Raw genomic sequence first — 12,034 nt, 5'->3', positions numbered from 1 at the left:
TCGTCCCGATGTTCACGTGTGGCTTCGTCCGGTCAAACCGCTCTTTGCTCATCTTCTTCCAATCCTCGCTCTCTCCTCGAAAGTTTTAGGACTCCGTTTTGTTCGATTCAGGTTCAATACCTACTTCGCGACGCCTTGCACGCGCGAAATCACCTCATCAGCGACCTGCTTGGGCGCCTGTTCGTACCGCTCGAAGTGCATGGTCGAGGTCGCGCGCCCTTGCGTCAGCGACCGCAAATCGGTCGTGTAACCGAACATCTCGGCCAACGGCACGAGCGCCGTGATCACCTGCACGCCGCCAGGACGCGCTTCCATCTTTTCGATACGCCCGCGCCGCGACATCAAGTCGCCGTTGACCGCCCCCATGTACTCTTCGGGCGTGACGATCTCGACGCGCATGATCGGTTCGAGCAACACCGGCGCGGCCTTCTTCACGGCGTCTTGAAAGGCGAGGCTCCCGGCGATGTGGAACGAGCGCTCGTCCGAATCGACTTCATGGTAGGATCCGAAGACGAGTTTGACCTTGATGTCCACCATCTCGTAGCCGGCCAAATAGCCTCGCTCCATGGCATCGCGAATGCCTTCTTCGGTCGGTTTAATGAACTCTTTGGGAATGACGCCGCCAGTGATCAAGTTCTCGAAGACGAACCCTTGACCTGGCGCTGGCTCGATCTCGATCTCGACGTGACCGTACTGGCCGCGTCCACCGGTCTGTCGCTTGAAGATCGCCTTGCCCGGAGCCGGCTGCGTAATCGTCTCGCGGTAAGCGACCTGCGGCTGTCCGACGTTGGCCTCCACGCCGAACTCGCGTTTCATGCGATCGACGATGATCTCCAAGTGAAGTTCGCCCATGCCGGCGATGATCGTCTGGCCTGTCTCCTGATCTGTCGAGACGTTGAACGACGGGTCCTCTTGCGCCAAACGTTGCAGCGCCGTGCTCAACTTATCTTGGTCAGCGCGCGTCTTCGGCTCCACAGCAACGCGAATCACTGGCGTTGGGAACTCCATCGCTTCGAGCACGATCGGATGGGCCTCATCGCAAATGGTGTCGCCCGTGGAGACGTTCTTCATCCCACCAATGGCGACGATTTCGCCCGCGCTCGCTTCGTCTATGTCCTCGCGCTTGTTGGCGTGCATGCGCATCAAGCGCCCGACACGCTCTTTGGAATCTTTGGTCGAATTGTAAACGTAGGATCCGGCAGTGATCTTGCCGCTGTAGATGCGGACGTAGGAGAGCTGACCGAGGTGTTTGTCAGTCATGATCTTGAAGACCAAACCGCTGAACGGAGCCTTTTCGTCGGCGGGTCTGGTCTCGATCTCTCCGGTTCTTAGATTGGTGCCTTCAACGGGCGGGATGTCAAGCGGGCTTGGCAGGTAATCGACGACCGCATCGAGCAACGGCTGCACGCCTTTATTCTTGAAGGCCGCGCCGCCGATCACGGGAACGAGCTTCTGTTCGATGGTGCCGCGGCGCAACGCCGCGCGGATCTCGTCTTCCGTGATCTGTTCGCCCTCGATATACTTCACCATCAGGTCATCGTCGATGCTGGCCACCGCCTCCAACAATTTTTCGCGCGCGGCAGCGGCCTCTTCCTTGAGTTCCTCTGGGATGTCGATCACGACGTACTCGGCCCCTTTGGTCTCGTCCTTCCAGACGAGACCGCGCATGCCGATCAGATCGACGACGCCGCGAAACTCATCTTCCAATCCGATGGGAATTTGAATGGGGATGGGGTTGGCACCGAGGCGGTTGACGATGGATTCGACCGAACGGGTGAAGGATGCGCCAGCGCGATCGAGTTTATTGATGAAGCAAATGCGCGGGACGCGTTACTTATCGGCCTGCCGCCAAACGGTCTCAGACTGCGGCTCGACGCCCGCGACGCCATCAAAGACGGCAACCGCCCCATCGAGCACGCGCAGGGAACGTTCGACCTCCATGGTGAAATCGACGTGGCCCGGCGTGTCGATGATGTTGATGCGGTACTCTTGACCGAACCGACGCCAGAAGCAGGTCGTCGCGGCGCTCGTAATCGTAATGCCGCGCTCCTGCTCTTGCGGCATCCAGTCCATGGTGGCCGTCCCTTCGTGCACCTCGCCGAGCTTGTGCGAGACGCCCGTGTAGTACAGTATGCGCTCGGTGGTCGTTGTCTTACCGGCATCGATGTGTGCCATGATGCCGATGTTGCGAAATCTTTTTAGGTCGTGCTTCGGCATAACTACTACTTCTCGAAAATCGCCCTCAATCCGCCAGATAAACGGAGCGTTTCGGGCGAACTACCACCGGTAATGGGCGAAAGCTCTGTTGGCCTCCGCCATGCGGTGCGTGTCCTCTTTCTTCTTGACGGCGCTGCCGCGGTTATTGGCCGCGTCAATCAACTCGGCGGCCAGCCGTTCGATCATGGTCTTTTCGCCGCGGTTGCGCGCCGCTTGAATGATCCAACGAATCGCCAAGCTACCGCGCCGTTCGGTCGGAACCTCCACCGGCACTTGATAAGTCGAACCGCCGACGCGCCGCGATTTGACCTCCACAGTCGGGCGAACGTTGTCCACGGCTCGTTTGAACAGCTTGAGCGGATCCTCGCCGGTCTTCTCCGCTACGCGGTTGAGCGCCGTGTAGAAGATCCTCTCCGATAAAGATTTCTTCCCGTCCCACATCATGCAGTTGATGAACTTGGTCACCAACGGACTGTTGTAGATGGGATCAGGCAACACCTCGCGTCTTTCGACAACCCTTCGTCTCGGCATACGTCTCGCCTCTCGAACTCCAGCTCACTTCTTGGCGGCTGGCGCCGCCCCGGTCTTGGGCCGCTTGGTGCCGTACTTGGAACGCCCCTGCTTGCGGTTGGCGACGCCGGCGGCATCGAGCGTGCCGCGAATAACGTGATAGCGCACGCCCGGCAGATCCTTGACGCGCCCGCCGCGGATGAGCACGATCGAGTGCTCCTGCAGGTTGTGCCCCTCGCCTGGGATGTAGGTCGTCACTTCGATCCCATTGGTCAAACGCACGCGCGCCACTTTGCGCAGCGCCGAATTGGGCTTCTTCGGCGTTTGCGTGTAAACGCGCGTACAGACGCCGCGCTTTTGCGGATTGCCTTGCAGCGCTGGACTGGCCGTCTTGTATTTGACCTTTTGACGCCCTTTGCGAACTAACTGACTGATGGTCGGCACGACTGAATCCTCTCCGTTCGAAAACCTGAATCCGAAACGCAAACCCGCCCGTTCACCTGCCTCTTGCCGGAACGACTGTCCGGCAGTCAGCGCAAGATGCGCGGTTCGCTTACCCCAAAAACCTATTCGAGGGAGTTCTGACGTCGCTCGTCGGCGGGTGCGGATCTTGGCCCCCTTCCAGCCCGACTTTGTCTGTGGCGTCGCGCTACACAGGCAAGAATCTTCGTCTTCGAGCGAGCCGCGGCGACCATCTCACCAGATCGTCAGCGCCGCGCGGCCTTTTACGCCACAATAACAGTCCGACCCGTTGGCAGAAATGCCGGCCTCTGCCAAGCAACGCCTCCGCACCAACAGAACCACTTTCGACGTTGCTCTTCTGACAAGTGCTCCTTGGACGTTGCAGTCCAAAGGGCGGAATATACACGATGGCTCATTATCTGTCAAGCGAGGTGTGGGCGGCGCCTTGTTTCAGCTTCCGCTGGAAATTCAAGGAGGATCGAGAGCCTACGCCGAAAAGTTTGGCCTTGACTCAAAGATTGAACGCCCAGCGGCGCACTTGTGCCGTGCGCCATAGTCAGTCTTCCGACCAGACGAAGATATGTTCATCCGCGGTCAGCGCGCGAATCTTTGCGTCGGCGTAAACGTCGCGCAGCACCTCTTCGCGCAACACTTCGTAGGGGCTACCGGCAGCCACAATCGCGCCACAGCGCATCGCACAAACCTGATCGAAACGCGCGTCCACCAACGACAGGTCGTGCGTGACGACCAGCGCCGTCAAGCCTCGTTCGTCGCGCAGGCGACGTAGATGGCGCACGAGTGCGGCACGATGTCGCAGATCGAGCGAGGAAGAGGGTTCATCCAGCAACAGGCAGTCCGGTTCTTGAGCCAACGCGCGCGCCAGCATGACCATCTGGCGCTCGCCGCCGGAAAGCTCCGTCATCGGGCGTTCGGCCAAATGCGCCGCTTCCACCGCAGCCAGAGCCGCCAAAGCGACCTGCCGGTCGCGTTCGTCCTCGAACCGGAAGCGTGGCGTGTAAGGCGAGCGCCCGGTCAGCACCACTTCAAGCGCGGTGAACGGGAAAACGGTGTGCGTCATCTGTGGGACGTAGCCGATGAGCTGCGCGCGCCGACGCGCTTGCATGGCATGCAGGTTCGCGCCAGCGAAAAGGACTTCGCCGCGTTGCGGTCGAAGCAGGCCGCAGAGCAGGCGGATCAGCGTCGATTTGCCCGAACCGTTGGCACCGATGAGCGCGCTGACGCTGGCGCGTTGCAACCGGAGCGACGCGCCGCAGACTACGAACGGTCCGCCCGGATAAGCGAAAACGAGATCGCGCGCTTCCAAAAGGACCTTTTTGTCCGTCATCCTCGAACGCCTTACGAAAGGTTCGGTCCTATGCGTTCCAACCCGCGACTTGAGCGCAAGCGCTCGACCTTCTGCCGCGCTCGACCGCAACTACAACGTTTGCGCCGTACTCCTTTAGGTCCCACCGATCCCGTGCGCTCCACCCCACAGCCCGTTCGTTGTCTCTTTCCGCACCGGAGATCTGGCTCTTTGCGCTTCGCTCATCTCTGCGCGACCGAAGATTTCCGGATGAATGATCTCGGCGAAAAGACGCGCTGTAGAGCCGACAAATTGCGACGGATGTAGCACGGAGACATCTTTGATCGGATGAACGCACCCCTGACGCACAGCTTTAAGTTGCGGCAACTCCGCTCGCCATACGGCCACCGGATCTTCAGCCAGACGCCCTTCGGCCCCTTGCACCATGTCGATGATCACGTCGGGATCGAGCGCGACCACCGCTTCTTTGGAGATGCGACCGTAACCTATGCCAGCGGGCGGCGCAACCGGGTCGCCGCCTGCAATGCGAATCAGGTCGAAGAGGAAGCTGCCTTCGGTTGCAGCGTAGAGGTCGCGCAGCGTTCCCGGCACACGATCGACGATGCAGAGCACACGCGGGCGCGCCAGCTTCTGTGTTCGCTCGCTGACAGCACTGAGCGCAGCGCGCGTCGCCGCGATGAGTCGTGCGGCTTCATCTCTTTTGCCAGTCGCGTCGCCGATCGCGCGCATGGCGATGAAAACATCATCGAGCGTTTGGCCGGGCACAACGAGCACGCGAATCCCCAGCGCTTCGAGACGCTCGCGCACAAACGGGGCTTGCACTTCCGTCACGATCACCAGATCAGGCTGCAACGCGGCGATTCGTTCAACGTTGGGATTAGCCCACCCACCGACGCGCGGCAGATGCCCCGTTTCCGGCGGATATCGGCAGTAGTCGGAAACGGCGATAACACGGTCGAATGCGCCAATGCCATAGATTATCTCGGTCACGCTCGGACTCAACGAGATGATGCGCCGCGGCACCCGCTGCTCGGTCACCGCCGAAGGTTCTGCCCGGCGACACGCGCCGAACGAACAAGTGACGATCAACAGTAGTGCAAGGCTCTTCCCGGATCTCACGTCGAAACCACCTTCGCCCCATTTGCGGCTTGCTTTTTCTCCAAAGACCGAGACCTTCGCGCCGCCTAACCCCAAGGCGCCGCCGTCTTCAGGTGCTTTCACTCGGACTTTGATTCGGCTCGGGCAGACCTTCGGCGCCGCGCATTGTGCCTCCTTGTTGCACGCTATTGCCATAAGGGCAATGGCGGCAGCGGTTGCCGCAGCAACGGCCCCGCTTGAGGTGAAAGCGCGCCGTGAAGACCATCACGGCGCCTTCCCAGTAGTAGTCCTCGCCTTCGATCAGTTCAAGTCTTTCGCTCAATCTCCAATGCGCTCCATTCAACTCGCGCCTCAGGGCCAACCGATTGCAGCAAAACGTCAAGTCCGCATCAAGCACCTCCGCTCGTGGCGAACTTCCTCCTGGCGCAACCGATTGCAGCAAAACGCCGAGTTCACCTTCCGCCCGTTGTTCCGCTTGCGCTCACGCCGTTCTAGCCGCTCGGATGAAACAGCACGCCCCAAGGCGCCCATCGCTCAGAAGCTCAATGCCGCTCCGGCACGCGCCGTTGCGCCCGGCGTGCGAAAACCGCTCTCGTAATTCGCGCGATCAAAGAGATTTTCGACTGTGCCGAAAAGGCGAAGCGTTTTACGCTCGGCGAGCGGCAGCGCGTAGCTCGCCGTCAGATCGGCTTTGACCAGCGGGCGAAAACGATAGACGCGACTGGCAAAAGAGTTCGGATCGAAGATCGGGGCTAAATAGCTGCTCGTCGCCATCAACTCGAACGCGATGGTTAAACGCTGCGCCAGCCGTTGCGTCGCCAACAGATTGAACTGGTGTTTCGGGATGACGAGCGAACGGATCACGCCGCTGCCTGCAACTTGCGGCTGTCGTTGAATGCTGTTCGTATAGGTGTAAGCGGCGAAGAGCCTGAAGGCACGCGCTGGAGCTGCTTCGAGACTCGCTTCGACGCCGCGCGCCAAACCGCCTGCGCGGTTCAGATAACCGCCGAAACGTCCGAAAGGATCGGTGGCCGGATTGATCGCCCCCGAGAAATCGAATTCGATCGTCTCTTGCAAGCGCGTGTAGAAGTAGGTCCCCGAAGCGCGAACGCGCCCATCGGCGAAGCTCTGGTCCAGGCCGCCATCGACCGACAACGCGCGTTCGGGCCGCAGGCGCGGGTCGCCGTAAACGGAGTAACCGAAGAAGTTGCTGAAGAAAGTGCCGAACCTTTCGAAGAGCGAAGGCGCACGGTATCCGTTGCCAACGTGTGCGCGCAGCTTCGTCTCGGTCGAACGGAACGTGTAAGCGATGGCGCCATCGCCCGTGTAAGCGTTGGGTGGTGCGGTGAAGACGACGTTCTGGTAAGGCGCGCGCGCGAGCGGCTCAAAGCGCGGGCGTTCGAGCGAGAAACGCTGTGCGCGAAAAGCCAAAAGCATCTGCAACCGGTCATCCAATGCCCGTACCAGATCTTGCGCGTAAAAGGCATGGCTCCGTTCGGTCACGCGGACGCGCGAGGCGTCGGCTCGATTGACGGGCGTGGATCGGTTATCGAAGCTCTCTTCCTCGAACTCGTACCCGATGACAAGGCGGTTTCCGCCGAACGGCTCTAGGTCAACACGAGCATCCAGCGTGTGGACCAACCCGTCGTAATCAGAGCGTGTATTGCCGCGCGGTTCGAAAGCCGATACGCCTGCCGGGCCATCGCGGTAGATGCGACGCACGTCGAGCGCTTGATAACCGAGCGTAAATCCGGCGTCGTCGCGCAGACGAACGGCAAGCCGTACGGCGCTGCTGATTAACCTCTGCGCTTGCGAGTTATCCGGGTCGTCGGCTTGCGGGATGAAGTTCGCTCCGCCGATGTTGAGCCGAGAAATGGGCGTGCCCGTTTCGTAGCGACGCAGTTCGGCGAGCGGAAGAGGCACGGCGTCGATGATCCCGTTCGATGGCAGCGTTCCAATGGCTTGCGGGCTTTCGTTCAACTGCAAGAAAGAGTCGACGGCATAGAGCCGCGCCGTCAACGCCACTTTCGGCGTGAAGAAGAACTGCGCGCGCCCTTGCGCGCTCGTGTTGCGCGCGCGGTCATTTCCATCCAATCCGCGCGTCGTGTTCACGTGGCTGAGGCCGAAGCTGTAGATGAAGCGGTCGTCTGCGACGCCGCCAGCAACTTGCGCTCGCCCGCGAAAGATGCCGAGGCCGCCGCCTTCGACCAACAGTTCGCCGCGTGTCGGGCCACCGCCCGCGTCCGTTACGATCTGCACCACGCCGCCGATGGCGTTGGTGCCGTAGGTGGATGACCCCGAACCGCGCAACACCTCGACGCGATCGAGATTGGTCACCACTAGATCGCTCAAGAACGCGGTCGCATCAGCTTGTGGTGCCGAAGGGTCGCGCAAACGAAATCCATCGAGCAACACCGCCGTGTCTTGATTGCGCAACCCACGCATCTTGATCGATACGAGCGCGCCTGGCGTGCCTAATCGTTGTACGCGCAGCCCGGGCACACGCCGCAACGCATCGGCGACGAAAATCTTGTCGCGCTCTTCCATCTCCAGCCGGTCCACAACGCTGATGGATTTAGCCACTTCATCCAAGGTCTGCGCTCCGTCGGCGGCGCTGACGACAACGCTTGCGCTAACGCCTGCAGGGGCGAGCGCGATATCGAGCGTCGTCTCGCCTTCCACCACCACGGTGCGCGCCTGCCGGGAGAAGCCGGGAGCTTCCGCTTGGAGGATGTACTCACCGGCGGGCAACGCGCGAAAGCTGTACTCCCCGTTTCCGTCGGTGACGGTCGCCAAACTCATCAATCGGGCGCGCGCGTAAAGAGTGACCACGGCGCCCGCGATGCTCGCTCCGCGCGCATCGGTGACGCGCCCGCGCAACGCGGCGCCGCTTTGCGCAAAAACAGAACCGGAGAACAAGAACACGAGCAAACAGATCCTCATCTTCTGCATTCAGGGTTAGCTCCTCTCTTGAAGATCGTCGGAGGGCAGATCCGCTGGCGGGAAAAAGCGCGCGAAGAGAGACACCAACGCGCTGAAAGCGAAAGCCCTCGATCTTCCAAGCCGGAAGTCGAGGGCTGAAGCGCGAAAAGACGCCGCGGCCGCAGCGCACACTGCGACACCGCAAAAGCTTTTCTCGCCGACGCCACTCGCTCTGGTCCCGGAGCACAGCGGTCGCCTCCGTCTTTAGCGCAGGCAAGGTTTCCTGACTCCCGACTCAAACGCATGGCTTCACGGCCTTCCCCGCTTTCGCGAGTGACCACGCGACGGTGAAGCCATACATCGCCGGTTACAGTGGCGGGCACCGCGTGGGCTTCGCACCCAACTTCCCTTGAACCTGCAACGGTCGGTCACGTGCGGACCGAACGGCGATGAACCGAATCAAAGAACGCGCGTCGCCGCGAAGGGCACGTTACACAACAGATTGTGTTTACACAAACCGAAACCCACAACCTGTTGCAGTTCAGCCTTTGATGAACCGAAGGATCGCCTCTTCTCCCGGCGAGCGAGAATGCAGAATCTACCATTGCGAGCGAGTTGGGTCAAGCGGACGTTGACCGTCCACCCCATTGCGATGGCCCCATGGAGATCACCGCGCGCGATCTGAGTCAGGCGACCCGGTGCCGTTTACGTCCCCCTTGTGCGTGGGCGATTTTGTTTGTTCTTCGTCTGGGGCTGCTTTCGCCAAGGACTTCATGCGCCAACGCGCGGAAAGGTCTCTGACGGTTGTGCGCGCCATTGCCCGGCAGAGTCCGCGCCCACTGGCAGCTTTCAGCGTTTGACTTGACTCGGAGGTTCGACGCGCAAGATGCCGCGTTCATCACGCCGCACGCGGTAACGCGCTTCCGTCGCTTGACCTTTGGCATCCTCCAAGCGCACGACGATGAACTTCTCGCGTCCGCTTCCCTCGACGCGCAGCGGGAGTCGTCCGCGCACGTTGCCACTGCGGTAGGCGATGTAGTGTTCCTGTTTTTCAGGATCGTAGCCGAGAACGAAGATGCGATCGAAATCCGGGTCGTTCGGTTTGGGTGGACCACCAGCGCTGCTTTTCTCCAAGATGACCCAACTGCCAGGGCGCGCGTCATCGCTCCCTTTGGCTCCACGTTGCTCTGTGTCATCATCGAGTCGCTGCCAAGCGACGAACTCTCTTCCCGTGCGGTAGAAGATGATGTCGCTCGGAACAGCCAATTCAACCTGCTTGCCATAGACCCAACCAGCGGGCGCAGGCGAAACCGATGGGTCGAGTCGCACCTTGTACCACAGCTCGTACTCTTCGGCTGGCGCTTTCGGCTCCTCGCTTGCCGTTCGCCCGCGCGCGTTGCTCCCTTTGGGCGCATCGTCGAGGTCAACCGTGTCTGCTCTAGGCTTGGGCACGCGCTTCCACCCGACGATCTCAAACCGCGCGCCGCTCTCCAGACGCATGAGGACGTTTTCGGAGCTGGTCCGATCTGGCGTCAGACGTAAGTTGCTGGCAGCGCGCAACTGTCCCGTCGCCTGTGCCGGGGTATTTCGGTCCTCTTCGGCTAGCTTTTTCGATTGCTCGAGCATCTTTTCGAGCAAGACGTTGCGCGCTTCGATCCAGCCTTCGGTTCGATCTACATCGTAGGCACGCACGCGGTACCAGCGTTCACCGTTTTCCGCCGCCGTTTCATCCAATATGTCGAGTTTGGCGCCGCGTTCCACTGCCAGCAAGTCGGCAGCGACGACGGCCGTCGAACTGCGAATTTGCGCGCGCCGCGCGATGACGATCCCGGCGTCTTCCTTGCCCGAGATGGGGTGGCAAGCGACTACGGCTAGCGTCCACAGCACGAGCAGCATGAGTCGGAGCCACGGTTTCATGGTCTCAACGTCAAGGGCGTTCAGTCTTCGCGCGGCAGCTTTCTGAGCCGCGCGCGCTGCCGACGCCCTCGCTCATCGAGTGGATTGTAACCGAGTCCGCGCCACAAGTCCCGTTGCGCGGGCGTCAATTGGTCTTCGATCAGGAGGCGGACGCGCCCGTTGGCGATTTCGGCGCGCAAGCCGTGCGGCGCAAGCCGTTCGACTAATTTCATCTCGCCAGGACGCTCAATCAATTCGGTCACCACGTCGGACATCAACCCGCCGAAGCGTAAAGTTTCGAGCGCTGCCGCGTTGCCGTTTTGGGGCGCGGCGGTGTGATACTGGCGAAAGAGCGTGCGATAGATGTCGTCGAGCGAGCTTCGGTTCTTGGTCCGCTGCCGCAGAACGAGATCGTAGAGAAAGGCTGCCACCATGCCTTTGTTGTAAATCAGCGCGTTTTGTCCGGTCCAACGTCGCGTGGCAGCTTCGATGAGCGAAGAATCTCGGCCATCATCTGCAAGCCAGGCGCTGCTTGCGCGCTCCAACGCCCGAAGGTAGTCGTGAAATGAAAGGAGATCCAAACGTTGCGCCGCGCGCATGGCTTGATAGAGCGTGAATCCCTCGTAGAACCAAGCGTATTCGCCAGTCAACGGCAAGGAGTTGGGTACCCACAGATGAAAGAGCTCGTGCGCGAGCGACACGGCGAGCGGCGCGAGCGCAAAGGATGGACGCGCGATGAAGATGGTGGTCGCGCCGCGCGTTTCCGCAGCCCATTGCGGCGCGCCATCCGCTTTGGGGAATGGGAGCAGAATGAGTGTCGCCCTTTCTCTGGGCACGCCACCGAAGACGCGCGCGTGCTCGGCGACGATGCGTTCGGCGTGCTGGGCCAGTTCTTGACCGGCGAAAGACCATTCTCCGAAGATAACCGTTGAAACGCGCATGCCTCTCGCCTTGCGCTCCACGATGCTTTGATCTGCACCGACGGCAAACACAGCGTTGGCGACCTCTTCGATTCGACCCGCCTCAGCCGGAAACATGCGCCAACCAGCGGGAAGCACGATCTCGACGCGCGCCCGCTCGATCTGTTGCGGCAGAAGATCGCCGAGCATCAACAGACCGCGCTCGCCTGCGAGCCAAGAGATGTGCGCGGCGGCAACCGGTGTCGGCAAGCGCGAAAGATCAACGCGGTAACGGAAATCGCTGGCCGGACGCGCTGCACGGTATTCTCCCGAAGCTAAAGCGCGCACCGCCACTTCGCCGCCGGTTGAATCGCGCAACGACAAGGGGCCGATTCTCTCCGCTAGCTCGCCTATGCCCGCGTAGGAATGGCGGAAGGACCAATCCGCGCGCGGTATAGCGAGCGCCCCCTCGACCAGCACGCCACCGGAAGAGACCTTCAGACGCACGCGCGCCTCCTGCGCGAAGACGCTGCAAGCCGCAAGGAGCAAGAAAAGCGCACAGCGCACGAGCGAGACAGGCGGGACGACGTTCGGCATCGAGGCGGTAGTTTGGAACAAACGCCGCTTTAATTCAAACGGCGAACGCTCCACTTCGACCTCGTTTAAAGATCGGCGCGGGCGCATCCCACCCCCTTCAGGGGGTCGG

General features: G+C 61.1%; 8 protein-coding genes, 1 pseudogene and 1 riboswitch. All 9 genes and pseudogenes read right to left on the bottom strand.

From position 1 onward, the window contains the following. Positions 1 to 120: 120 nt before the first annotated feature. Positions 121 to 2,217 (bottom strand): annotated as a pseudogene (fusA, locus tag C4334_RS13600) (elongation factor G). Positions 2,218 to 2,277: 60 nt separating this feature from the next. Further along, positions 2,278 to 2,748: a 30S ribosomal protein S7 gene (gene rpsG / locus C4334_RS13595; protein WP_352432634.1), complete on the bottom strand. Its 471-nt coding sequence runs from the start codon at positions 2,746 to 2,748 to the stop codon at positions 2,278 to 2,280. A gap of 24 nt (positions 2,749 to 2,772) precedes the next feature. Then, on the bottom strand, positions 2,773 to 3,171 hold the full coding sequence (gene rpsL / locus C4334_RS13590) for a 30S ribosomal protein S12 (protein ID WP_352432633.1): 399 nt from the start codon (positions 3,169 to 3,171) through the stop codon (positions 2,773 to 2,775). A 574-nt stretch (positions 3,172 to 3,745) separates the two neighbouring features. Next, positions 3,746 to 4,534: an ABC transporter ATP-binding protein gene (locus C4334_RS13585; RefSeq protein ID WP_352432632.1), complete on the bottom strand. Its 789-nt coding sequence runs from the start codon at positions 4,532 to 4,534 to the stop codon at positions 3,746 to 3,748. Between the two features lie 114 nt (positions 4,535 to 4,648). Next, the gene (locus C4334_RS13580) at positions 4,649 to 5,551 is read right to left on the bottom strand and encodes an ABC transporter substrate-binding protein (protein WP_352432631.1); all 903 of its coding nucleotides are present in this window, start codon (positions 5,549 to 5,551) and stop codon (positions 4,649 to 4,651) included. Positions 5,552 to 5,720: 169 nt separating this feature from the next. Continuing rightward, positions 5,721 to 5,933 (bottom strand): C1orf53 family protein, encoded by a 213-nt coding sequence (locus C4334_RS13575; RefSeq protein WP_352432630.1) that lies wholly within the window; start codon positions 5,931 to 5,933, stop codon positions 5,721 to 5,723. 212 nt (positions 5,934 to 6,145) lie between these two features. Then, the gene (locus tag C4334_RS13570; RefSeq protein WP_352432629.1) at positions 6,146 to 8,563 is read right to left on the bottom strand and encodes a TonB-dependent receptor; all 2,418 of its coding nucleotides are present in this window, start codon (positions 8,561 to 8,563) and stop codon (positions 6,146 to 6,148) included. A 225-nt stretch (positions 8,564 to 8,788) separates the two neighbouring features. Then, a riboswitch (cobalamin riboswitch) is annotated at positions 8,789 to 8,967 on the bottom strand. Between the two features lie 415 nt (positions 8,968 to 9,382). Continuing rightward, the gene (locus C4334_RS13565) at positions 9,383 to 10,450 is read right to left on the bottom strand and encodes a hypothetical protein (RefSeq protein ID WP_352432628.1); all 1,068 of its coding nucleotides are present in this window, start codon (positions 10,448 to 10,450) and stop codon (positions 9,383 to 9,385) included. A 20-nt stretch (positions 10,451 to 10,470) separates the two neighbouring features. After that, positions 10,471 to 12,034 (bottom strand): M61 metallopeptidase family protein (locus tag C4334_RS13560; protein ID WP_352432627.1); only part of this gene is annotated, 1,564 nt, incomplete at its 5' end.

This window comes from Pyrinomonas sp., assembly GCF_040289685.1.
In the GTDB taxonomy this organism is placed as follows: Bacteria; Acidobacteriota; Blastocatellia; order Pyrinomonadales; family Pyrinomonadaceae; genus Pyrinomonas.
The sequence above is the reverse complement of the archived record's forward strand: the minus strand, read 5'-3'. Positions and strand labels throughout refer to the sequence as shown.

What these genes read in the sequence shown, in the direction of transcription:
- C4334_RS13565 (WP_352432628.1), bottom strand. Translation starts at nt 10,450, where the DNA reads ATGAAACCGTGGCTCCGACTCATGCTGCTCGTGCTGTGGACGCTAGCC.
- C4334_RS13570 (WP_352432629.1), bottom strand. Translation starts at nt 8,563, where the DNA reads ATGCAGAAGATGAGGATCTGTTTGCTCGTGTTCTTGTTCTCCGGTTCT.
- rpsG (WP_352432634.1), bottom strand. Translation starts at nt 2,748, where the DNA reads ATGCCGAGACGAAGGGTTGTCGAAAGACGCGAGGTGTTGCCTGATCCC.
- C4334_RS13585 (WP_352432632.1), bottom strand. Translation starts at nt 4,534, where the DNA reads ATGACGGACAAAAAGGTCCTTTTGGAAGCGCGCGATCTCGTTTTCGCT.